Consider the following 22,291-nt stretch of genomic DNA (forward strand, 5'->3'; position numbering starts at 1 on the left):
GTGGGGATGGTGGGTGGGAGCTACTGGAGGTGGAGGGCTCGGCGTAGGTCGTCTAGTTGGTCGGATAGGGCTCGGTGTAGCGGGGCGCTCAGGGTGTTGTGGGCTAGACAGTCTGCGGCCCATTGCTCGGTGGCGGGTGTGACGGCGTGGGCGGGGAAGAGGTCCAGGCCGAGCAGGCGGGCTACGACGGGCGCGCGCTCGGGCATTGCGGCGATGTCTTGGAAGTAGCGTTCGACGAAGGCTTCCGTGGTTTCAGGCCGGGAGGGTTGCCAGAAGCCCTGTGCTGTCGCCAGGAGGAGGTGCTTGGAGACCTTCTCGTCGTTGAATAGCAGGTTCCAGGCGCGTTCCTTGGCGGCTGGGTCGGGGAGGGCGGCGCGGCACTTGGCGGCGTTTTCCTCGGACGTGAGACCGGGGTCGCGGGCGAGTTCCGCCTCGATATTCGGTTCGTCCGCGCGGCCCCAGACGGTTAGGCGGAGCAGAGCCTGCCAGCGGAGCTCGGCGTCGAGTGCCGGGCCGTCCGGGATGGTGCCGGTGCGCAGCCAGTCTTCGAGTTCTGTCAGTTCGTCGGAAGTTTGGGCGGACGAGATCAGCGTGCGGGTGGCGGCGAGGCGGAGGCCGTCATCCGATGTGCCTTCGAGGATCTGCCTGCAGACGAAGGCCAGTCGTGTGAGCGCGCCGGCGCGGAGCGCTGGGGGCAGGTAGCGGTCGATGACCTGCTGTCGCGCGAATGCGAGGACGGCTTCGACGACGGTCACAACTCGCTCGGACGGGAGTTGCGCCTCGACGAGCGTCAGGAAGGAGTCCGCGGGGAGGTCGGCGTCTCGGACCATGTCGCGGGCCGTGTTCCAGAGAACCGCTCGGGTGAGCGGGTCGTCGATCGTCGAGAGCGCCGCCGTGACCGACCGCCACGACCGCTCGTCCAGTCGCACCTTGGCGTAACTCAGGTCTCCGTCATTGAGCAGGACGAGGTCAGGACGCTCCGGACCGCTGAAGTGGCCACGCGTCGTCTCGGGTAGATCGAGTTCCAAGCGTTCACGCAGGACGAGGCGTTCGTTCACCAGGTCATATCCGCCGACCTGGATGCGGTGGGGGCGCTCCCCCTCATGGATCACCGTAAGTGTCCCGTCGTCCGAGACCTCGGGGCGGAGGAGATCGATGCCTGTGGTGCGCAGCCAGCGTCTGGCCCATTCGTGCATGTCGCGTCCGGCCGCGCGCTCGATGCAGTCGAGGAGGTCGGCGAGGGCGGCATTGCCCAGGCGGTACCTGGAGAAGTAGTCGTTGACGCCCTTGAGGAAGGCGTCTTCGCCGGCCCACGCCACGAGCTGGCGCAACGCCGACGCGCCCTTCACATATGAGATGCCGTCGAAGTTCATCAGTGCCGACTCGACGTCCTCGACGCTGTCGGCGGCGACGGGATGCGTGGACCGGCGCTGGTCGGCGTCGTATCCCCATGCCTTGCGGGCGGCGGCGAAGGTGCTCCAGGTCGTGGTGAAGCGGGTCGAGGCAGCCGCCACCTCGTAGCCCATGTACTCGGCGAACGACTCGCTCAGCCAGATGTCGTCCCACCAGCGCATGGTCACCAGGTTGCCGAACCACATGTGGGCCATCTCGTGGGCCATGACGACCGCTCTGAGCTCGCGCTGACCGTCGGTGACCGCCGCCTGGAACAGGAACCTCTCGTTGAACAGGACGCAGCTGGGTTTCTCGACCGCGCCCCAGTTCATCTCGGGCACGAAGACCTGGTCGTACTTGCCGAAGGCGTAGCGGTCGTCGAACACCTGGTGGAGGCGGTCGAAGCTTCCCCGGGTCAGGGCGAACAGTTCCTCGGCGTCCTCGTCGAGGTAGGCGGCGAGTGACTTGCGGCAGTACAGGCCGAGCGGGATCCCATCGTGTTCCGACCGCCGGGAGTGGAGGCGACCGGCAGTGACCGTGACCAGGTAGGTGCTCATCGGGATGGTCGGGGCGAACGTCCAGCGCCCCTTGCCCTCGTGAGTGCAGGCGCCGTTGCTGAGGACGGTCCATGCCTCGGGTGCTGTCACCGAGATCATGATCTCGCCCTTGAGGTCTGGCTGGTCAAAGCAGGCGAACACGCGTGGCGCCTGGTCTGGGCCACAGTTCGCGTACAGATAGACCTCCTGGTCCGCCGGGTCGACGAACCGGTGGACGCCCTCCCCGGTTCGCGAGTACGGCATGTCGGCCTCAACGCGCAGCTCGTTCTCGGCCTGGAGCCCGGACAACTCGAACCGCCCGCTGGCCAGCGAGCCCGGATCGAGCTCTCGCCCGTTCAGGACGACGCGACGCAGGACCTCTGGCCTGACGTCGACAAACGTGGTCGCTCCGTCCTCGGCCGCGAACCTGATGAGCGTCGCTGACCCGAAGACCTCCTCACCCCGGGTGAAGTCGAGATCGATGGAGTACGAACGGACGTCCAGGAGGTCTGCGCGGACCCGCGCCTCGTCGCGCGTGAGAGCCGATGAGTTGATCACACCCCGTCCTAACGGCATCTGGATGATCTGAGTTCCCCTCCTCACCAAAAGCGACCCTTGTCTGTGACGAAACTTCAACGCTCCGTAGCCAAATTCACTATGATCGGCACCCTGACGGTGACCATCGCGATCCCCCGGGGCGAAGATGAACGGTTTCCTGCCAGGTCCCAGAGCGGTCCGCTGCGCTTGTGGGCTCCTGGGCTGCGCGGCCTCGGTCGGCGCGCTCTCATTCGGTGCGGTCGCACCGGCGGAGGCGGCCGAGCCGCAACCGCGCGAGCGCGTGCCCCCGATCTGCCAGCAGGCCGAGCAGTGGGGCGACTGGTACACCGAACGCCTGTGTGAACAGGCGTGGCTGGCGATGTACGGCCGCCCTCGAGACGCCCACCGCGAGCGCCCCTCCAGCCCGCCCAAGATCCGTGTGCCCAAGCCGTCCAAGTCGCCGGAGGTACGGACGCAGCCCAAGAACACCGATCGGCCGGCCCCCCGACCGCGCCCTGTCGTCCCTCCTCCCGCCGGTGACTCACCATCGTTTCCTCCTCACGCTCCGTCGTCCCCGCTGCGCCCCAGCCCCGCCACGGTCCGTGACCACGCTGAGGGCGAGGCGTCAAGTTCGGGCTCACTCCAGCCACTCCTCCTTTTCGGTCTGCTGCTCCCTGCGGTCGTCGCCCTCGGGTACTCCCAGCGCCACCGGCTCATCGCGTCCGCCGGAACTGCGTTCTTCTCCCCCACCGCCGCCTTCGGAGCCGAGGACGAGCAACCCTCCGTGCCGTACAACTACCGCCCTGCGGTCGACCCGTTCGTCCTCTCCGTTCTCGGCGTCACCGGCCCCGGAGCCGCCGACAGCGCGCGCGTCTTCGCTCTGACGGCCCTCGAGGAGTGCCGCGACACCGCGCTGGTGGTCATCCCGCGCCCTGACGCCACCGCCCTCTTCGGCCTCTCGGAGGACGACCTGCTGGACGAGACCGCCTCTGGACTCTTCCTCCCAGGCAACCTGGACGCGGCGCTCGCCTACCTCGAAACAGAGCTGGCCATCCGACGCGACTCCGGCGGCACCTACGCCCGTCGTCTCCTCCTCATCGCCGACTGCGAGAAGGACGCCGACCGCATCAAAGCCATCTCCACCCGTCACCCGGGAGAATTCACCGCGATCCTTCTCGGCGCCTGGCCCGGCGATCAGGCCAGGATCGACCATGACGGCCTCCTCGAAGCACCCCCCTCCCTGACCGGCCAACTTCCCGAGCGCCTCCCCGCCGTCTCCCGCACCGAGGCCCGCGACCGCCTCCACAAGGCCCTCGAAAACCACCGCCAACCACCTCTCAAACGCCCCCGCCGCGGCCGCCGCTGACTCGGTCATCACGAGCCGCCCAATCCCCGCCGTTCCGCGCGCACACCACGCCGTGCGAACTGCGCCCACCCTTTATGCCGTGCCCGTCGGGTGCTGCGCCTTGCGCCGTGCTCGCTACCCTCACGCCCTGCGCCCTGCCCACTACACCGTGCTCGCTACGCCATGCTGGCTACGCCCACCCTTTGCGCTCGGCCCGCTACGCCCCGCACGCTGCGCCAGGCCTCCAGACCCCGCCCCCCCCCCACGGTCCGCCCGTTGCGCCCAGCCCGTTACGCCGTGCCGCTGCGCCCCACCGGTTGCGCCCCACCGGTGGCGCCCTGCCCGCTGCCCCAAGCCCACTGCGCCGTGCCCATTGCGCCGAGTCCACCGTGGCCGCCCACCGCACGGAGCCCGCGTGCCTCCCTCCTCCCCCGTCCGTCCTACTGCGTACTTCCTGCTGTGTCCTCCTACTGTGTCCTCCTGGTGCGTCCTTCCTGGTGCGCTCTCCTCGCCGCGACTCGGCCGCCATGTCCTGCCGTCGTGCCCCGCCCGCCACACCATGCCTTCCACACCGCACCGAACCCACCGGCCGGGCTCAGTGCATCGCGACCGCCGCGACCTGCCCGCTGCGGCCTTGCCGCCGCGCCATGTCCTTTGCACCGCACCGGACCCACTGCATCGTGCCGCTGTCCTTGGCACATTGGGTCAAGCCTCCAATACTCCGCCCCCGGCACCCTGCCCGATACGGTCCACCCGTCGCGCCCTGCCCGTTGCGGTCCCGCACGCTGCGCCCTGCCGTTGCGGTCCGTGCGCTGCGCCGGGCGCTGTCCCACGCCTGCTGTCCCACGCCTGCTGTGCAGGGGCTGCTGTGCAGGGGCTGCTGTGCAGGGGCGATCAACCTTGGCAGGGCCTGGAGCGCGTGGGCGTGGTGTGGCCTGGTCGGCCTCGTCGTGACTTGGCGTGGGAGCCATCGGCCTTTGGCATTGGTTGGCCCCAGATCGCTCGGACGGAGTGGGCGGCAGGGGTCCCGACCGGTTGGGCGACGGTGATGACCGAGGCCAGCTGGTCTGGGCTTGTTCAATGGTCTGCCATTACTTCTGGAGGGACGGGGGTTAGGGAGCGGGAGGCGGTTAGGGAGCGTAGGGCTCGGCTCATGGGGGCCAGGTCGGGTGGGTCCGCAGTGGTGCGGTCGAGGTAGGCCGTGCACTTCAGGAGCCAGGTGCGTAGGGAGGATTCGAAGCGCTCCTCAACGCGGCGGGCCTTGGCTTCGGCCTGACGGGCCTGTTCGGCGCGGGCCCGCTTCGCCAGTTCGGGGTCGTCGGCGAGGAGGCGGACGTCGTCCAGCGCGTAGCGTCCCAGTTGGTCGGTGGTGAGGCGGTGTTCGGCGGCCAGGCGGTTGAAGACGCTTTTGGGCCAGCCGAGGATCATGGCGGCGCCTCGAGGGTCGACGGTGTCGAGAAGCGGGCCCTTTCGGGCGGCGACGATCTCCATGACGGTCTCGGCGTCGATCGCGTCCAGGTCTCGCAGTAAGTAGACCGGGTGGCCCTGGTAGCGGCTGATGAGTGTCAGCACGCCCCGGGCCACGAGTACCTCGATGTCGGGGCGGTCGACGTCCAGGCCCACTCGGGTGGCCAGGCGGGCGGCGGCCTTCTCGGCACCGATCGGGGGTTCGTCGCCGAAGGCGGCGAGGATTTCAGGGACGCGGCGCGCGCACTCCTCAGCCTGGACGAACGACCAGCGGCTCTCGTGGTCGGGTTCGGGGAGGAGGCTGTGTTCCTTGGCCAGGCGCAATTGCCAGCGGGCCAGGCCGAGTTTGGCGCCGAGCTGGCGGAATCCGTAGTCCTGTTCTGCGGCCATCGTGCTGCTCCTTGCTGTCGTGCGGACGTTCTCGCACGGACAGCCTCGCCTTCGCGCGGCCGCAACAAAACTAGAATCAGATTCTGGGGATAACTTTCTCGGCCCCTACTTTCCGACCAAGGAATTCCAGAACTCGGTCTCGTAGGCGTGCAGCATCCTCGCTGCTCGGAAGATCGATTCGGGGTCGTCCCCCGACTCGAGGCCCGCGGCGACGACGGCGGTGGCTCTATCGGCGAATCCGGGTGGCGATTCGCTGAAGAAGCGGAAGAAGCCGACTGCCTCTTCCGAAAATCCGTACTGGCTGCGAAGGGCCTCGGCCACTCGCGCGCAATAGGTGCCCCACTCCTCCAGATTGGCCAGCATCGCCAGAGCGACTTCGGCGGCGGTCCCGAATGCCGCTCGCTGCGCCACGTAGGCCGGATATGCCTGGGCCAGCGGGCGGGGTTCGTATCGCTTGAGGTCTTCCTCACTTAGACCGAGTGCAGCTGTGAAGTCCTGCAGGAGGCCCAGCGCTTGTCCCTCTCCCTGCGCGAGTTCCAGAAAGAAGTCGCCCGCCGGCGGTTCGGGATAACGGGAAGCGAGGAGCGCGAAGCTTCTCCGATCGCTGCCGACGATGTGGTATTCCTCACCCGCGAGCCAGACGAGTCGGCCCCGGGGGACGTCCCCCGTCTCCAGACGGTCGAGGAACAGGTTCGGGGTCGCGGCGGCCGTGACCTCGTCCCTGGCGCGCTTGACGAGTTCTGCTGCGGTTCGGGCGGGCATGGCACTCAGCGCAACACCTGGTGATGCCATTCGTCAACCATCTCGGGGCCCCGGACCGACCTCAAAGATCACCTGGCTACGATGAAGGTCGGAATGTCTACGCAGGTGTGGCCGGAGTTGGGGAGCGAGCAAGCATGTCGGATTTCGAGCTCAACCATTCGGGTAGGCGGCTGCCTCTCGATGTGACCGGGGCGGCCGAGGGCCCCGCCGGCGTGCGGGTCGACAGCCTGCTCAAGGAAACGGGTCACGTCACTCTCGACCCGGGCTTCACCAACACCGCGTCCACCACGTCCGCCATCACCTACATCGACGGTGAAGCGGGAATCCTGCGCTACCGCGGCTACCCGATCGAGGAACTGGCCGAGAGCTCGTCGTTCCTTGAGGTCGCCTATCTCCTCATCTACGGCGAGCTGCCCACGTCCGACGAACTCTGGACGTTCACCGACCAGATCCGCAACCACACGCTGCTGGACGAGAAGTTCCGCGCGTTCTTCTCGGCCTTCCCGCGCCGCGCGCACCCGATGGCCGTCCTGTCCTCGGCTGTGAGCGCCCTGTCGACGTTCTACCAGGACAGCCTCGACCCGTTCGACCCTCAGCAGGTCAACCAGTCGAGCATCCGGCTCATCGCCAAGCTCCCCACGATCGCGGCCTACGCCTACAAGACCTCGATCGGGCAGCCGCTGCTGTACCCGGACAACTCTCTCGGGTACGTCGACAACTTCCTGCGGATGACGTTCGGGCTCCCGACGCAGCCCTTCGAGGTCGACCCCGAGGTCGTCCGGGTGCTCGACATGCTGTTCGTCCTGCACGCCGACCACGAGCAGAACTGCTCCACGTCGACCGTCCGGCTGGTGGGCTCGAGCCAGGCGAACCTGTTCTCGTCGGTGTCCGCCGGTGTGGACGCGCTGTTCGGCCCCCTGCACGGCGGCGCCAACCAGGCCGTCCTGGAGATGCTGGAGCGCATCCACGAGAACGGCGATGACGTCAAGAGCTTCGTGAACCGGGTCAAGAACAAGGAGCCCGGCGTCAAGCTCATGGGCTTCGGCCACCGCGTCTACCGCAACTACGACCCGCGTGCCGCGGTGGTGAAGAAGGCCACCCGCAAGGTGCTGGAGACGATGGGCAAGGCCGACCCGCTGCTCGACCTGGCGATGCGTCTGGAAGAGGTCGCGCTCAACGACGACTACTTCATCGAGCGCAAGCTGTACCCGAACGTCGACTTCTACACGGGTGTCATCTACAAGGCGATGGGGTTCCCGACCAACGCCTTCACCGTCCTGTTCGCCCTGGGCCGCCTCCCCGGGTGGATCGCCCAGTGGCGAGAAATGATGAACGACCCGGCCACGAAGATCGGTCGTCCCCGCCAGGTGTACGTGGGCCCCCGAGAGCGCCACTACGTGGACATCTCGTCCCGCTGACCCCTGGCACCGCCCCTCGAGCCCCCACAGGAAGCCTGTGGGGGCTCAATGCGTCCGGGTTAGCCTGAACACCGGTCGGCTCCTCCGGCGGAAGGTCATGGCGTGACCACGACTGTCGAACCGAACCTCACCAGCCTGGACTTCTGGGCGAGACCCCAGGACGAGCGCGACGCGCTCTTCGCCGAGCTCCGCGCAACACGGGAACCCGTCTACTGCCCCTTGCCGGACGGAACCGGCTTCTACGCGCTCACCCGGCACGAGCAGGTCGTCGAGGCGAGCCGGCATCCCGAGATCTTCAGCAGCCAGCCCACCGCGGTGAGCCTCGTCGATCCGCCTCCCGGGCTCCGCGAGTACTCGGGATCGATGATCAGCCTGGACGATCCGCGCCATGCCCGCCTGCGCCGCATCGTCTCGCGCGCGTTCACTCCCCGAATGATCGAACGGTTCGCGGACGATGTCCGGGCGCTGGCGACGTCCATCGTGGACGACCTCGCCGATCGGGGACCGTGTGACTTCGTGACCCACGTCGCCATGCCGATGCCCTTGCAGATCATCTGCTCCATGATGGGCATCCCCGACTCGGAGTACGACGGTGTCATCGAGGCGACCAACGCAATACTGGCAGTGGGAGACCCCGAGTTCGTGGGCTTGGACGGACGCGATCGCACCACCATGCTCAGGGAGTCCTTCTCGTTCCTGCACGAACTGATGGCGGAGCTGGGACGCCTGCGCCGCGCGGAGCCGACCGACGATCTGGTCACCGCGCTGCTGCACGCCAACGTCGACGGCGAGGCGCTCACCGACGTCGAACTCGGACGCTTCTTCGCCCTCCTCGTGGTCGCCGGTAACGAGACGACGCGCAACGCCCTCTCCCACGCCCTCGCCTTGTTCACGGCGAACCCGTCCCAGCGCGATCTGCTCCTATCTGCGCTGGAGGAACGACTCCCCGGGGCGGTGGAAGAGGTCGTCCGGTATGCGACTCCCGTGACGTGGATGCGCCGCACTCTGACGCGTGACCACGAGCTGAGCGGCCACATCTACGAGGCCAACGAAAGGGTAATCCTGTACTACGTCTCGGCCAACCGGGACGAGGAGGTATTCCACGACCCGAATCGCTTCGACATAAGCCGCTCCCCCAACCCACACGTGGGGTTTGGTGCACCTGGTCCGCATTTCTGCCTCGGCGCACATCTTGCTCGGCGTGAGGTGACGGTGCTGCTCCGCGAACTGTTCACGCGGTTCCCCGATATCCACGCAACGGCAGAGCCGGTTCGGCAGCGCGCCAGCTTCATCAATGGGATCAGGTCTCTTCCCTGCGATTCTGAAGTTATCCCCAGAACGGGATTCTATTTTTGATCTGGCGGGCCTCAGTCCAACCTGGGACGACACCCCGGCGATGGCCTGAGGAGGCCCCACCAAATGATCACCTTCACTGTGCCCGATACCGCCACCTCGTGCTTCGTGGTCGCCACCGACCGCGTCCCCGAAGAACTCCCGATCTCGGCCCTCCAGGACCTTCCGGACGCTTTCGCGGAGGGCGCGTCCGAACGGCTCGGCACCCCGAGTCTGGCGATCACGTCATATCCGGCCGCCGACTCCCCCTGGGATCTGTCCCATACGTTCGGCGGCACGGCTGAGGTGAGCGACGCGCGCGAGGCCGTCCACCACATCGGCGTCACGGCCGCACTGCCCGTGAACGATCAACCCGTGGGCATCCAGATCGCACGTGCCGCCGCCCGCGCGATCGCCGACCAACTGCGCGGCACCGCAGTCGACCTCGACACCGGGCAGATCCTCTCGAACGACGCCGAGAACACCCGTTTCCTCCTGGCCGACGACTGGCTCGGCGTCTGGCTTCCGCCCTACCGCAACGGCGGCCGCTGCACCTCCCCCGACGACGAGGTCGACGCCTGCGAATGCGTAAACCTCACGACGTCCGGCCTGACGCGCTTCGGCCTACCCGAACTCCAGATCACGCAAGTCGCCTGCCATCACGATCTGGCCGCCCTCAACGTCTTACGCGTCACGGCCCAACGGCTACTCCCCACCGGCAGACAACCAGGAGGGCACTCCTTCTCCCGCGACCTCTCGATCACGGGGGCCGACTTTTCCGCGTTCTGGGGCGTCCATCACCCCATGTGGGACGACGGCCCCGTCCCCGTCCACCTGACCCCGCGAGGAGGCAGCCTTGTCAGCATCGGCCCGCCCAAGGCGTTCCCCGGCACCTTGAACGAGTGGCTCTGGGACGAACTCCCACCCGTCCTCTACGACCTCCTCAGCTGCGAACCCGACCCCTAAACGGCGGCACGGCGGCACGGCGGCACGGCGGCACGGCGGCACGGCGGCACGGCGGCACGGCGGCACGGCGGCACGGCGGCACGGCGGCACGGCGGCACGGCGGCACGGCGGCACGGCGGCACGGCGGCACGGCGGCACGGCGGCACGGCGGCACGGCGGCACGGCGGCACGGCGGCACGGCGGCACGGCGGCACGGCGGCACGGCGGCACGGCGAGGATACGTTCGATCCGGATGGGCGCCAGATGACGTCGGCCTCTTCGTAACAACGAGGCCGGGCCGAACGGCCGCTGCCCGTGTCAATTACGGTGCCTGACCCCCTCCAGACACCAGGCGGCCCGCGGTTACTCCCCCCTCGCGGGTCGCCTGGTCTCCCTCCTGCTCAAATTTCTTGGCAGCTCTGTCGTGCGGGTGAGGCGGCTTGTCTGGCTGAGACCTGGCCAAGCTGCGGGATTAGGGTTGGTCTTTGGGCAATCTCCGGCAGGGGTGTTCTCGCGAATCTGGCCCCGTTTGGATGCTTACCGTTGGGTTCCCGGTTAGCGCCGTCCGCCGAACGTCCAGTCGTGGACCTCGATGTCGGCGTACTGGTCCTGGGTCAGGACGGCGCGGGCCGTTTCCGGGTCCGGTGCGCGGACCAGTACCGCTGTACCCAGCCAGGCGGAGCCGTCGTCGGACAGGAGCGGCCCATATGCGATCAAATCGTCCCGGTTGGGCGGCGGAACAAGGTCGGCGCCCTTCCCGGAACCGAGGCCCAGCACCAGATATCGGTTGCCGCCCTCCCTGCCGCCGGGGAAGTCCCACATGGTGCGTCCCAGCTCATTGCGCCACCTGCGCAGCATCACGTCCCGGTACACGCCAGCCTGGTAGTTGGGCTCTTCGAAAGCAAAGGCACGCGCAGAAGCGACATCTGGCAGGTCGGCGATGTGCACGCTGCCGGTGGCTGTGTCGCCGTCGGGGCCGAGGGTGGGACCGCGGGCGATCAGTTCGTCGGCGTACTGGTCCATGTACGACCAGTGCGCCTCCCCCAGTTCATCGCGCAGCGCTGCGGAGTCAGGTCGGTCACGGTGGTAGCAGAAAAACTCCATGGTGAGAGTACCTACCATGGAGCGCAGCAACCGCTCCATCTATTTATCCGTGTCGGGCCAGCCCGTTCTCGGGTGGGTGACGGGTGAAAAGTGTTCGGAAGCGCCTGTGGACGGCGGACGACTGCGACTGGCTTCCTCGAACTGTGATCTCAGGGCCCGGAACTGCTTTAGGCCTGGGTAGGACGGCTGGCGTGGTTGGGAGAGGAGTGGGAGAAGGTGGAGGGCGCTACTTCTGGGTGAAAGTATTGGCTGGGCACAGGTGGTGGCTAGATCGGGTCAGGCGATTTGGGAGGGGGGTGCTCCTCCTGGGGATTCGCAGGACGAGTTTGTCGTTGAAGCCTCCTCTTTCAGTGGCCTTGGCGGAGCGCAGTGCTTCCAGGTCTGCGGGTGAGAGGCCGTGGGTGGAGGCGAGAGCTTGGACTACCTCTAGGACGTCTGCGAGTTCGGCAGGGTCTCCGCTTACTATGTATTCGCCCGCCTCCTCGTAGAGTTTGGCGCGGAGTAGAGCGCGGTACTCAACGTCCTCTGCGATTCGGGTGTCCGGTTGTCGACCTGATTGGCGGACGATCTCGGGGATGCGGTCGCGGACCAGCTTTTCAGTGAGTCCACCTGTCTCTTTCGTGGGATGAGAGATGGCTCCGTGGCGGCGGTCGAGCGACTGGATCCATTTAACGGCGACCGCGGCTGTCTGGACGAGTTCGGTGCGCAGGAGTTCTGGGTCTGACTCGGCCAGGGCCTCGTGGAACTCTTCGGTTAGGACATGTCGCCATGTCAGGCGGCCCTCTGACCAGGCGGTACGGCATTCGTCCTTGGCCTGCTCCGCGGCCTGGTTGAACTCGGGGCCGCTTCCGTCCGGAAACTCTTGGATGCCCCAGAGACGGTCCTGTGCTTCTCGCTCGGCCGCAACGTCGGCGAGTACGTCCTTGAGCGATCCGGGGATGTCGTCCATGTCCATGGCAAGTGACGTTAGCCAGGATGAGCCCTTGCCACCTTCACGTTCACGCCAGTGCGTTTCGGCAAGGAGGGTGCTTCAGGCTCTTGGTTGGCAGCCGTCCGTGCTTCCGATGGCAGGGCGGCGAAGGCACCCGGTGTCGTGCTGCCGACCGCCTGAAGGTGATCTCAGGGTGGATTGTTGTGTGAGCGCGCTCGGAGGCCCTGGTGGGCATCCGTCACCTCGACGTCCTGCCGTCGGTCGCTACGCAGGCCGGGCTCCAGAGCGCCGGGTAATCGGGCGTGCGGAGGAGCTTCGCGACCCAATGTGTGGCGCCATTGACAGTGCACTGCTGATCACGCAAGGGCCGAGGGCCGTAGGAGCTTCCTGTTTCGCCTAGCTCCGGAATCAAGAGCGAGCGCTGGCGCCCGCTTCGCCTTGCCCGCTCCGTCCGGGCTGTCGGCGCCACGAGTCGCAAGATCGGCAATCAGGGTGGCGCCTGGCGGGAGAGGTCGATCAAGGCCCAGCGGATTGGGGGCGCTGGAGGCCTTGCTCAGTGATGCGAGGCCGGTCGGTTGATGCGTACGTCGGAGGGGTTGCTGAGACGCGGGGCGGACCCGCCATGTACCGCGCAATGAGATGGGCGTTGGCAGGACCAGCGAAGCAGGGGTGGACGTCTGTGAGTGGAGGAGGGGGTGGGTTAGGTGGCGCCTATGGGGGCGGCTATGGGGTGAGGGAGGGGGTAGGGGCGTTCTTTGGGAAGGAGGACTTTGGCTCTGTCGGGGCGGCCCTCTTGGAGGAGCCGGTGGATTTGGCGGGTTAGAGGGGTGCGGTCTTCGATGGTTAGGGCTCACTCGTCGACGTAGCGGCCGACGATGTGCGGCTGAGGCCCACTTGGATGCTGCGGGCTTCGAGTTTGTGGCCGCGGAGTGTGCGTTCGGGGTCCCACTGGACGCGGACGGGGGCGTTCTGGAGACGTTCGCGCCAGTCGTCCGAGGAGTGGAAGACGCGGCGGTCGGGGTGGGTGGGGACAGCGTTGCGCAGGGCGTCTTCCCAGCCTGTGCGGGTGATGCGGATCGCGAGGATCATTTCCTGGCCGGGTTTGCGGGCCCAGTTGCTGCGGGCCATGAGCCAGAGGAAGGACGGTTTGATCCAGGTCATGCGGTCGCGGGAGAAGGGCGCGACGAAGCGGCCGTGCTCGATGGCGGGCTCGGCGATTTCGGGGCGGTACGCCTGGTAGACGGTGATCGAGTCACGGTCGTAGAGGGCGCGGATCTCGTGCGTGTTCATTTGGGCGTTACGGTGCCGCGTGGCGCCGGGGCGATCAAGTGGTTATCGGTGGCGGAGGCGGTGGGCCTTCTGGCGGCATCCGGCGCTGCAGTAGCGGGCGGGACGGCCCGTGCGGGACGGTTCGAGGGGGCGTGCGCACGTCTCGCAAGTGGTGGGTGTGTTACGAATCGTTTCGTTACGGTGGAGTGGTTTCGTTACGGGGCGGAGGGCTTCGCAGGCGAGGGCGGCCATCCGGCCAGGGAGGGCGCGGCGGCGCTCCATGGTGAGGCATCCGGCCAAAAGGGCCCGGACGTCGTCGATGTCGATGTCGCGGCGGACTTCGCCTGCTGCTCGAGCACGCTGGAGGAGGTCATCTAGGGCCTCGTTGAATGCCTCTTCGATGTGCTGTGTGTTGAGGGGGTCGGATTGCAGGGCGAGCGCCTCGCAGAGGGCGTGGTTGAAGGTCGCTTGCTCGACGACGTGGGCGAAGAAGTCGTAGAAGGCGGTACCGGGGGCGGCTGCGGTGGCGAGAGCTCGGGCCTCGTCCACGATCTGCTCGAGGCGTTCGTTCACCACCTGCTGGAACAGCACTTCCTTGGTGGCGAAGTGCCGGTAGACGGTGCCCGCTCCGACTCCGGCACGGCGGGCTATCTCGTCCAGCGGGACAAGCTTGCCCTCCAGGGCGAACGCCTCCTGGGCGGCCTGGAGGATCTTCGCGCGGTTGCGCTTCGCGTCGGCGCGCAGGGGCGGGAGAGCGTCGTCCTGCACCCTTCGTCCTTTCCGTTGACAAACGGGGCCAGCGTTCCGGTATGGTCGCAAGCGGGGCGGCCGTTCCGATTATATGGGTGAGGAGACTGTGGTGAACGTCGACGCGGTCAGGAAGCGGCTTGGGCGCATCGGGATCGGGCTGATGACTCCGATCGCGCCCGCCGAGGAATGGCGGCGAGCGGTGCGCCGAGTCGAGGCGGCCGGGTTCGGTTCGGTCTGGGTGAACGAGGCCATCGGCGGACGCGAAGCGTTCGCGCAGATGGGGTTGTTGCTGGCGGCGTCCGAACGGATCACAGTCGCCTCGGGCATCGCCAACATCTGGGCGCGGCATCCCGCTTCGATGCAGGGCGGGGCGTCCGTGCTCGCGGACGCCTACCCGGGGCGCCTTGTGCTGGGTTTGGGGGTGAGCATGGCGGCGTTCGTCGAGCGGAGTGGTCAGGAATGGGAGCGCCCTCTCGCGAAGATGACCGGCTATCTCGATCGGATGGACGCGGCCGCCGAACAGGCGCCTCGTCCCGAGGTGCCGTTTCCGCGAGTGCTCGCGGCACTCGGCCCCAAGATGCTCGAACTCGCGAGGGAGCGGGCGGACGGGGCGACTCCGGCGGCACTGCCTGTGGAGCACACTCGGCGGGCCCGCGAGGTGCTTGGACCCGACAAGTTGCTGGTCTCCATGCAGGTGGCGTTGCTGGAGACCGAACCGGAGAAGGCGCGCGGCATCGTCCGGCAGGTTGCATTGACCGACCTGCCGGGGTCGCCCTACACGCGCGCACTGCGGGGCATGGGGTACGGGGACGCCGATCTGGAAGATGGTGGGAGCGATGAGTTGACCGACGCTCGGTTTCCCTGGGGAGGGGTCGACGCTGTCACTGCCAAGATCGGTGCGCATCTGGATGCGGGTGCCGACCATGTGTGCGTCAACGTCGTCGCCCCCGACCTGGCGAGCACGGTCGACCAGTTGGAGTTGCTTGCTCCGGCTTTGTTGGCGCTTTGAGGGATTTGGGGTGGTGAAGGGTCCTGCGGGTGGGTGGCGTTGCTGGGCCCGGGGCGGTGGCAGGGGTTCCCGGGGTACTCGGTTAAGTCGCCCGGCTCGGTGGAGGTGTTGAGCATTTGGGGGTGTGGGCGAGGCTTCGTCTGGTCGGTTGGGCGCTAGACGGCGTCTGAACCTGCCGGACGGAGTATCCGGGCGGGAGGCTGTGGGCTGGCCCAGGGGTGGTCAGCGGACGATCTTGTTGGTGTTGTTGATGTGGAGGGGCGCTCGGCTGGCGGCTGGGGAGCGCCTTGGCCTGACGCGGACGTCGAAGGCTGGAGGGTGGAGCTGCCGCTGAGGGGGCTGGCGACGCAGTGTTGGAGGGGCGGGGCGCGGAGCGCGGACGCGGAGCGCGGACGCGGGCGCGGGCGCGGGCTCGGAGCGCGGACGCGGGCGCGGGCTCGGAGCGCGGACGCGGGCGCGGGCTCGGAGCGCGGACGCGGGCGCGGGCTCGGAGCGCGGACGCGGGCGCGGGCTCGGAGCGCGGACGCGGGCGCGGGCTCGGAGCGCGGACGCGGGCGCGGGCTCGGAGCGCGGACGCGGACGCGGGCGCGGGCTCGGAGCGCGGACGCGGACGCGGGCGCGGGCTCGGAGCGCGGACGCGGACGCGGACGCGGGCGCGGGCTCGGAGCGCGGACGCGGACGCGGGCGCGGGCTCGGACGCGGGCGCGGGCTCGGAGCGCGGACGCGGGCTCGGGCTCGGAGCGCGGACGCGGGCTCGGGCGCGGAGCTGGGGGTGGCTGGGTCCGGGGTGACCGGGCCAGGGGGCACCGGGCCAGGGTGGCCGGGTTGGCCTGACGGGGCTGAGGTGGCCGGGCCGAGGTGGCCGGGATGGGGTTTTGCTGGAGTTCTTGGTGCGGGCTTGTGGTGACTTCGTACTGGGGTTCGGCGGCTACTTGGCGGGACGGGAGGCGGGGTGGATCAGGCCGGATTCATAGGCGGCTATGACCAGTTGGGCTCGGTCTCTGGCCTGGAGTTTGGCCAATAGGTGGCCGATGTGGGTTTTCACGGTGGCCAGGGTCAGGCTGAGGTGGGTGGCCAGTTCGGCGTTGGACAGGCCGCGTGCCACGAGGGCGAGGACTTCGCGTTCGCGGTCGGTGATGCCGTCCAGGCTCTTCAATGGGTGGTTGGACGGCTCGGGGCGGCGGGCGAACTCGGAGATGAGGCGGCGAGTGATGGACGGGGCCAGGAGTCCTTCGCCGGAGGCAATGACGTGGATGGCGTCCAGGAGGGTGGCGGGCGGGGTGTCCTTGAGGAGGAAGCCGCTGGCGCCGGCTCGGAGGGCCGAGTAGACGTAGGAGTCCAGGTCGAAGGTGGTGAGGATGAGGACACGGGGGCCCGCGGACGTGGAGCAGAGGCGGCGGGTGGCCTCGATGCCGTCCATTTCGGGCATGCGGACGTCCATCAGCACGACGTCGGGACGTTCGGCGCGGGCCACGTCGAGGGCCTCGGCGCCGGTGCCCGCTTCGCCCACGACGGTCAGGCCGGGGGCGGTCTCGATCAGGAGCCGGAAGCTGCCGCGCAGCAGCGCTTGATCGTCGGCGACCAGCACGCGGACGGTCACGTCTCGTTCCTTGTCTCTTCGTAGGGCAGGCGGGCGGAGACCGCGAAACCGCCCTGCGCGCGGGGGCCCGCGGCGAAGTCTCCGCCGTACATCATGACGCGTTCGCGCATGCCGATGAGGCCGTGGCCTCCGGTTTCGCCGGGGAGCACCCGGGTGCCGGGGCCGTCGTCGGTCACCTGAACGTTCACCTCGTCGCGACCGCTTTCGATGAGGACGCGGCAGTGGGCGGGGGCGGCGTGCTTGACGACGTTGGTCAGTGCCTCTTGGACGATCCGGTACACCGAGAGCTCGACGCCTTCGGGGAGGCCGTCCACTTTGAGGACGAGGTCGACGCGCACTCCGGCCATCGCGGCGTTCTCGACCAGGGCGTCCAGGGAGGCCAGGCCGGGGGCGGGAGCGAGCTCGTCCTCCGTGGCCTCGGCCCGCAGGACGCCGAGCAGCTGGCGCATTTCGGTGAGCGCGCCGCGGCTGGTCGACTCGATGACGCCAAGCGCGCGCAGCGCCTCGTCGGGACGGGCCTCGGCGACATGAACGGCTACGCCCGCCTTAACGGCGATCAGGCTCATGCTGTGGGCGACGACGTCGTGCAGTTCGCGCGCTATCCGTAGGCGTTCGTCGGTGACAGCCCGCTCGGCGTACTGGCGAGTGGAGCGCTCGGTGTGGGCGCGGCGTTCGCGGACGACCCGTCCAAGCGTCCAACCCGCGCCGAGTACCGCGAGGCCGAGGGCGAACAGGCCGGCCTCGCGGGCCTGCCAGGTCAGGGGGCCCATGAAGCCGCTGCTGAAGATCACCAGGCCGCTCAGGACGCCGATCGCGCGCGTCGGAATCCAGCGGCGGCGCGGCTGTGTGCTCGCGACCGTGTAGAGGGCGAAGGCCGCTGCAATGAAGGAATCCCAAGGTAGGTCGAGGACGATTCCGACCAGGGAGGACGTCAGAACGAGCGCGAAGACGGGCACGGGCCACATCCGCCGGACGGCGAGCGGCGGACCCATCAGCGCCACGAGGAGGAGGCCCAGGAGCGCGTGGTCGGCGCGCACCGACGTGATCATGGCGAACAGGGCGGTGTACACGAGCGACGCGACGGCGTCGAGACCGATCAGCTGGCGCCGACTGAGCCGCGTCGCGTGCAGCTCGGAATCGTTCACGCCCCGACGGTATCCGCCCTGGTACATCCGTTTCGTCCGGCCCTGGGATGTCATCCCGAGGTCTGAGGCCCGCGGGCGTGTCGAGGAAGAACCGGCCATCAGGTGCGGCACGCGCTCAACCGGGAACCAAAGGCCTAGACGCCTGCGCCCTCAGCGAGGCTCGAATTCTGAATCGCGGTCCTGGTGTGTGCGGGCCTGGCTGGCGCGGACGGCTTCGTCCCAGCGAAAGTCCAAGTACCCCACTTTGAGCCCAAGGCGGTTCAGGACCTGTGTCCTGTGAACAGGCCAGGAGCCTGACCCGAGGCAGCGAAACCTTCCTGCGGCCCGCCGAGACGAGGCGCTCGTGCGATTGCGGGCGGCCATATGAGGAGACTCGGGGACGAGCGCGGGGGCCTGAAGTGGATGGGTGAGCGCCGGGGCTGGAGCGGCTGGGCAGAGGGCCAGCGGGGCTGGGTGGGGGCGGGCGGTTGAGGGACTGGCGTGGGAGTCAGGCCTGGGCGGAGGGAACGGGCGGTTGGGCTGGCATTGGGTGGCAGACCTGGGGCGGGTGGGCGAGGGGGCGGGACGACTGGGGCCTGACTTGGGAGGCCAGCCGGGAGCAGGCATGCGAGAAGGCGAGACAGCTGAGGCTGATCTTGAGAGGCCAGCCGGGAGCAAGCATGCGCGATAGCGGGACGGCTGAGGTTGGCCTTGAGAGGCCAGATGGGAGCGGTTAGGTGGGATGGCTGGCCGCTGTCGTTGGGAGGCCGGACGTGGGGCGGCTCGACGGGGAGGTGGGGCAGCTGGGGTTGGCGGCGGGGGGTCAGGCCTGGGGTTGAGGTTCTTTTGGGGTTCCGGCTGGGGGCGGATGTGGAGGTCCCGTCTGGGGGCCGATGTGTTGGGGGGACGTTTGGACGACGGTGGACGTCATGATCGAAGTACGTGAGCTGACCAAGCGTTATGGGCGGACTCTGGCGGTCGACGGTCTGTCGTTCGAGGTGAAGCGGGGGAACGTCACGGGGTTTCTCGGGCCTAATGGGGCAGGGAAGTCGACGACCATGCGCGTCCTGCTGGGGCTGGACGCCGCCGATTCGGGGGCCGCGCTGGTGAACGGCGGGCGCTATGCCGACCTGCGGTATCCGTTGTGCGAGGTGGGGGCGCTGCTGGACGCGAACGCGGTGCATGGCGGGCGGAGCGCGCTGAACCATTTGCGGTGGATGGCGCGCTCCAACCGGATCGATGATCGGCGGGTGGCGTCCGTCCTCGAACGGGTGGGACTGGCCGGAGCGGCTCGGAGGCGCGTCGGTGGCTTCTCGCTCGGGATGAGGCAGCGGCTCGGTATCGCAGCGGCGCTGCTCGGCGATCCGGGTGTGCTGCTGTTCGACGAGCCGGTCAACGGGCTGGACCCCGACGGTGTCCGGTGGATCCGCGAGCTGATGCGGTCGCTGGCGTCCGAGGGCCGGACGGTGCTGATCTCCAGCCATCTGATGAGCGAGATGGCGATGACCGCCGATCGGCTCGTGATCGTGGGACGGGGGCGGCTGATCGCCGACACGTCCGTGGCGGAGCTGGCCCGGCGGTTCGATCGCGGGGTGCTCGTTCGGTCGCCGCGTGCCGCTGAGCTGGTGGGCGTGCTCGCCGCCGCTGGAGGGACGGTCGAGGCCGGGGCAAGCGAGCTCTCCGTGCGTGGTCTGGAGGTGAGCCAGATCGGGGATCTGGCGGCGGCCAAGGGGATCCCGCTATACGGGGTCGTCCCGCGTAGCGCTTCCTTGGAGGACGCCTATATGGAGTTGACCGCGGATAGCGTCGACTATCGCGCGCAAGGAGTCCCGGCGTGATGGACGCATTGGCCGCGGAGTGGGTGAAGCTCCGTTCTGTTCGCTCCACCGCCTACGTGGTGGGGGTGGTGGGCGTCTTTACGGGGTTGTGCCTGGTGTGGTCCTGGCAGGCGAGCCGGTATTGGGACGGCCTCTCCCTCACCCGTAAGGCGACGGCCGATGCGGCTCCTCCTGAGACGCCGCTGGCCATCGCGCTTCCCGTATGCGCGATCGTGCTCGGAGCTCTGGTGATCACCGGGGAACACGCCACGGGCATGATCCGGACCAGCCTTGTCTCCAGTCCGCGACGCGGCGCGCTGTTCGTCGCCAAGGCCGTGGCGGTCGGGCTGGGGGCGGCCTTGGCCACGGGGGCGAGCCTGGTGGGAGCGATTCTGGGCGGGCGGATCGTGGTGGCTGATCGTCCGATTCCCTCGTTCGACGAGCCGTTGGACGACCATGTCCCACATCTGCTGGCCCTGGGCGCGTCAATGGTGGTGATCGCTCTTCTTGCCTTCGCGGTCGGGACGATCGTGAAGTCGACCGCCGGGACCGTCGGTTCGCTCGCAGGGGTGCTCTTCGTCGTCCCGCCGATGGCGAATCTGGTGCCGGACCCCTGGGGTGATCGTCTGGCTGCGGTGCTGCCTGGCGGGCTGGCGGAACAAGTGGCGGCCTCCCCGGGGGCTACTCCCCCGCAGGTCTTCGCCGCGCCGATGGCGGCCGTGCTTCTCGCTGGGTACGTGGTGGTCGCTTTGGGAGTCGCGTTCTCCGTCTTTGTTAGGCGGGACGCATGACGGGCGCTGAAGGAGTCCAGAAAATGCGCGATGCCGTCGCCGCTGAATGCCGCAAGATCTGGTCGATCAGATCGACCTATCTGGTGCTGTCGGTGGCGGTCGCGTTTGTGCTCGTGGGCATCCTGATCTCGCTGCAGGTGGCGCGGCTCTGGGACGGGGCGTCGGCGGAGCAGCGCTCGACGATCTCCGTGACGCCGCTCCCCGACCTTGTGGCGTGGGCCGCGGCGCTGTGCCTCGCAGTTCTGGGGGTGCTGATGATCACTTCCGAGTACCGCACCGGCATGATTCGCACGAGTCTGCTCGCCGTCCCGGGACGTTGGACGCTCTTGGGGGCTAAGGCCATCGTGGCCGGACTTGTGGCGCTGGCCGTCGGGGAGGTCGTGAGCCTCAGCACGTTCGTGGCCACCCGTCTGGTCATCGGTGATCGTCCGATCGAGGGCTTCGAGGGGACGTTCGCCGATGAGCTGCCCGGATTGATCGTGACGGGCAGTGTCGTGGCCGTTTATGCGCTTCTGGGGCTTGGACTGGGGGCGTTGTTGCGGTCGACGGCGGGCGCGATCGTCCTCGTTGTGGGGATATGGCACATCATCCCGATCTTCGTGGCCATGCTCCCCGAGCCCTGGAACAAGCACCTCGGTTCGTTCATGCTCGGCGGACTCCCCGCGCGGGTGGTGGGGCGCAGCAACGAGTCCAGCGTGTTCGGTGACCTGCTGTCCCCGCCTGCCGCGGTGGCCATGATGGCGGCGTATGCCGTCGTCCCGCTGCTGGGCGCCGCCTTTGCCATCCGCCGCCGAGATGCCTGAGATCGCCCTGACGATCGTGAGCAAAGCGCGCTGGAGTGTGAGTTCGTCCAAGCGCGCGGACGCCATTGTCGTGCGCAGGACGCCCGGCCCAGCCAGAGCGCCGCTTTGGCGCGAGGGAGTTGGGGTGCCACCTGCGTGCGGCATTCGCCCTCGGGCACGAGCACGCAAAACGTCCACGCAAGGTGTGGGCGCCCCCGCGCTTCCGCGCACACGAGTTCGAACGCCAGTGCAGGCGTGGACGCGTCCGTGCAGGAACTCGCGGCGCGAGCGCCGACCTTCAGACGAGCGCAGAGCTTGAGGCGAGCGCAAGCCTTCTCGCGGGCGCAGACCCATACGGACGCAGGCCCTTACGCGGGCGGAGACCTTGACCCGGGCGCAGACCTGGATGCGGGCGCAGGCCCTTACGCGGGCGCAGGGCTTGCGGGTGTTGTCCGAAGGCGCGGTGGCGGCGTGGGCGTAGCGGGCGCGGTTTGGCGGCCACGGCATAGGGGCTGGACGTGATCCGGCGCGGTGCGTCAGCCCGGGGGCGTGGGGACGTGGGTCGGCGCCATGCCCTGGGGGTCAGGGCATGGCGCCGAGGAGGTGGATCTAGCCCGCGCGGCGGTGGGTGGCGCGGAGGGCCAGGCGGTCGCGCATCAGGTCGATGGCCTCGGGGAGCCTGGGCGCGGCGGCCTGGGCTCGCAGGAGGTGGCCGTCCAGCTCGACGATGGCCTGGGCCAGCGCGGGGCGCGGAAGCGACGGGTCGGCGACGACGCTGAGCGTGACCTTCACCGAGGACGGGACGGCGTCGGCGCCCGAGAGAGCGGCGCGGACGGCGCGTTCGGCCGATCGCGTTTCGGTGTCGGTGACGTCTCCAGAGGTGAGGAAACGGACTTCGGGAAGCTCGTGAAGGGTTGCGTTCATTGTCTTTCCCCCAAGATCCACGATGGTGATCAATGAGTTCGAATCTCAGCGGTCGATGAGCACCGG

The 22,291-nt window shown here is 68.4% G+C and carries 18 protein-coding genes; 8 read left to right on the plus strand and 10 right to left on the minus strand.

What is annotated here, in order from left to right:
- Window positions 1-20: 20 nt before the first annotated feature.
- The gene (gene pepN, locus ACQPY4_RS24215; RefSeq protein ID WP_433324306.1) at window positions 21-2,486 is read right to left on the minus strand and encodes an aminopeptidase N; all 2,466 of its coding nucleotides are present in this window, start codon (window positions 2,484-2,486) and stop codon (window positions 21-23) included.
- A 145-nt stretch (window positions 2,487-2,631) separates the two neighbouring features.
- Between pepN and ACQPY4_RS24220 the strand changes: the two genes are divergently transcribed.
- The gene (locus tag ACQPY4_RS24220; RefSeq protein WP_433324308.1) at window positions 2,632-3,831 is read left to right on the plus strand and encodes a hypothetical protein; all 1,200 of its coding nucleotides are present in this window, start codon (window positions 2,632-2,634) and stop codon (window positions 3,829-3,831) included.
- A gap of 1,056 nt (window positions 3,832-4,887) precedes the next feature.
- On the opposite strand, the gene ACQPY4_RS24225 is transcribed toward ACQPY4_RS24220, so the two are convergent.
- Window positions 4,888-5,667 carry a hypothetical protein gene (locus ACQPY4_RS24225; RefSeq protein ID WP_433324310.1) on the minus strand — a complete coding sequence of 260 codons (780 nt, stop codon included), beginning with the start codon at window positions 5,665-5,667 and terminating at the stop codon, window positions 4,888-4,890.
- Between the two features lie 105 nt (window positions 5,668-5,772).
- Window positions 5,773-6,429 carry a hypothetical protein gene (locus ACQPY4_RS24230; RefSeq protein WP_433324312.1) on the minus strand — a complete coding sequence of 219 codons (657 nt, stop codon included), beginning with the start codon at window positions 6,427-6,429 and terminating at the stop codon, window positions 5,773-5,775.
- Between the two features lie 134 nt (window positions 6,430-6,563).
- Between ACQPY4_RS24230 and ACQPY4_RS24235 the strand changes: the two genes are divergently transcribed.
- The 3 genes from ACQPY4_RS24235 (at window position 6,564) to ACQPY4_RS24245 (ending at window position 10,145) form a co-directional block, all read left to right on the plus strand.
- Complete coding sequence (locus ACQPY4_RS24235) at window positions 6,564-7,847, plus strand: citrate synthase (RefSeq protein WP_433324314.1); 1,284 nt, start codon at window positions 6,564-6,566, stop codon at window positions 7,845-7,847.
- 102 nt (window positions 7,848-7,949) lie between these two features.
- Window positions 7,950-9,203: a cytochrome P450 gene (locus ACQPY4_RS24240; protein ID WP_433324316.1), complete on the plus strand. Its 1,254-nt coding sequence runs from the start codon at window positions 7,950-7,952 to the stop codon at window positions 9,201-9,203.
- Between the two features lie 63 nt (window positions 9,204-9,266).
- On the plus strand, window positions 9,267-10,145 hold the full coding sequence (locus tag ACQPY4_RS24245) for a hypothetical protein (protein WP_433324318.1): 879 nt from the start codon (window positions 9,267-9,269) through the stop codon (window positions 10,143-10,145).
- Between the two features lie 534 nt (window positions 10,146-10,679).
- On the opposite strand, the gene ACQPY4_RS24250 is transcribed toward ACQPY4_RS24245, so the two are convergent.
- The 4 genes from ACQPY4_RS24250 to ACQPY4_RS24265 form a co-directional block, all read right to left on the minus strand.
- Window positions 10,680-11,267, minus strand: a complete 588-nt coding sequence (locus ACQPY4_RS24250; RefSeq protein ID WP_433324320.1) for a YciI family protein — start codon at window positions 11,265-11,267, stop codon at window positions 10,680-10,682.
- Window positions 11,268-11,454: 187 nt separating this feature from the next.
- The gene (locus tag ACQPY4_RS24255; protein ID WP_433324323.1) at window positions 11,455-12,183 is read right to left on the minus strand and encodes a hypothetical protein; all 729 of its coding nucleotides are present in this window, start codon (window positions 12,181-12,183) and stop codon (window positions 11,455-11,457) included.
- Window positions 12,184-13,002: 819 nt separating this feature from the next.
- On the minus strand, window positions 13,003-13,449 hold the full coding sequence (locus tag ACQPY4_RS24260; RefSeq protein WP_433324325.1) for a DUF4291 domain-containing protein: 447 nt from the start codon (window positions 13,447-13,449) through the stop codon (window positions 13,003-13,005).
- Window positions 13,450-13,491: 42 nt separating this feature from the next.
- On the minus strand, window positions 13,492-14,196 hold the full coding sequence (locus tag ACQPY4_RS24265; RefSeq protein ID WP_433324327.1) for a TetR family transcriptional regulator: 705 nt from the start codon (window positions 14,194-14,196) through the stop codon (window positions 13,492-13,494).
- Between the two features lie 91 nt (window positions 14,197-14,287).
- Between ACQPY4_RS24265 and ACQPY4_RS24270 the strand changes: the two genes are divergently transcribed.
- Window positions 14,288-15,187 carry a TIGR03620 family F420-dependent LLM class oxidoreductase gene (locus ACQPY4_RS24270; RefSeq protein WP_433324329.1) on the plus strand — a complete coding sequence of 300 codons (900 nt, stop codon included), beginning with the start codon at window positions 14,288-14,290 and terminating at the stop codon, window positions 15,185-15,187.
- Window positions 15,188-16,115: 928 nt separating this feature from the next.
- Here the strand turns inward: ACQPY4_RS24270 and ACQPY4_RS24275 are convergent.
- Entirely contained in the window at window positions 16,116-16,787 is a 672-nt protein-coding gene (locus tag ACQPY4_RS24275; protein WP_433324331.1) for a response regulator, read from the minus strand.
- Window positions 16,784-17,932 (minus strand): sensor histidine kinase, encoded by a 1,149-nt coding sequence (locus tag ACQPY4_RS24280; RefSeq protein ID WP_433324333.1) that lies wholly within the window; start codon window positions 17,930-17,932, stop codon window positions 16,784-16,786. Before ACQPY4_RS24280 ends, ACQPY4_RS24275 begins: the two co-directional genes overlap by 4 nt.
- 908 nt (window positions 17,933-18,840) lie before the next feature.
- Here ACQPY4_RS24280 and ACQPY4_RS24285 point away from each other — a divergent pair.
- Genes ACQPY4_RS24285 through ACQPY4_RS24295 form a run of 3 tightly spaced genes read left to right on the plus strand, consistent with a single transcriptional unit; the run spans window position 18,841 to window position 21,322 of the window.
- Window positions 18,841-19,749 (plus strand): ABC transporter ATP-binding protein, encoded by a 909-nt coding sequence (locus ACQPY4_RS24285; protein ID WP_433324335.1) that lies wholly within the window; start codon window positions 18,841-18,843, stop codon window positions 19,747-19,749.
- Window positions 19,749-20,519, plus strand: coding sequence for an ABC transporter permease subunit (locus ACQPY4_RS24290; protein WP_433324337.1), 771 nt, complete (start codon window positions 19,749-19,751; stop codon window positions 20,517-20,519). The genes ACQPY4_RS24285 and ACQPY4_RS24290 overlap by 1 nt, the downstream gene beginning before the upstream one ends.
- 23 nt (window positions 20,520-20,542) lie before the next feature.
- Window positions 20,543-21,322 (plus strand): ABC transporter permease subunit, encoded by a 780-nt coding sequence (locus tag ACQPY4_RS24295; RefSeq protein ID WP_433324339.1) that lies wholly within the window; start codon window positions 20,543-20,545, stop codon window positions 21,320-21,322.
- 588 nt (window positions 21,323-21,910) lie between these two features.
- Here the strand turns inward: ACQPY4_RS24295 and ACQPY4_RS24300 are convergent.
- Entirely contained in the window at window positions 21,911-22,225 is a 315-nt protein-coding gene (locus ACQPY4_RS24300) for a hypothetical protein (protein ID WP_433324341.1), read from the minus strand.
- Between the last annotated feature and the right edge of the window lie 66 nt (window positions 22,226-22,291).

It is taken from the genome of Spirillospora sp. CA-294931 (genome assembly GCF_050946795.1).
Lineage (GTDB): Bacteria > Actinomycetota > Actinomycetes > Streptosporangiales > Streptosporangiaceae > Spirillospora.

Coding starts and splice junctions, on each gene's coding strand:
- ACQPY4_RS24300 (WP_433324341.1), bottom strand. CDS start 22,225: ATGAACGCAACCCTTCACGAGCTTCCCGAAGTCCGTTTCCTCACCTCT.
- ACQPY4_RS24260 (WP_433324325.1), bottom strand. CDS start 13,449: ATGAACACGCACGAGATCCGCGCCCTCTACGACCGTGACTCGATCACC.
- ACQPY4_RS24235 (WP_433324314.1), top strand. CDS start 6,564: ATGTCGGATTTCGAGCTCAACCATTCGGGTAGGCGGCTGCCTCTCGAT.
- ACQPY4_RS24220 (WP_433324308.1), top strand. CDS start 2,632: ATGAACGGTTTCCTGCCAGGTCCCAGAGCGGTCCGCTGCGCTTGTGGG.
- ACQPY4_RS24290 (WP_433324337.1), top strand. CDS start 19,749: ATGGACGCATTGGCCGCGGAGTGGGTGAAGCTCCGTTCTGTTCGCTCC.
- ACQPY4_RS24225 (WP_433324310.1), bottom strand. CDS start 5,667: ATGGCCGCAGAACAGGACTACGGATTCCGCCAGCTCGGCGCCAAACTC.
- ACQPY4_RS24255 (WP_433324323.1), bottom strand. CDS start 12,183: ATGGACATGGACGACATCCCCGGATCGCTCAAGGACGTACTCGCCGAC.
- ACQPY4_RS24230 (WP_433324312.1), bottom strand. CDS start 6,429: ATGCCCGCCCGAACCGCAGCAGAACTCGTCAAGCGCGCCAGGGACGAG.
- ACQPY4_RS24295 (WP_433324339.1), top strand. CDS start 20,543: ATGCGCGATGCCGTCGCCGCTGAATGCCGCAAGATCTGGTCGATCAGA.
- ACQPY4_RS24250 (WP_433324320.1), bottom strand. CDS start 11,267: ATGGAGCGGTTGCTGCGCTCCATGGTAGGTACTCTCACCATGGAGTTT.
- ACQPY4_RS24245 (WP_433324318.1), top strand. CDS start 9,267: ATGATCACCTTCACTGTGCCCGATACCGCCACCTCGTGCTTCGTGGTC.
- ACQPY4_RS24285 (WP_433324335.1), top strand. CDS start 18,841: ATGATCGAAGTACGTGAGCTGACCAAGCGTTATGGGCGGACTCTGGCG.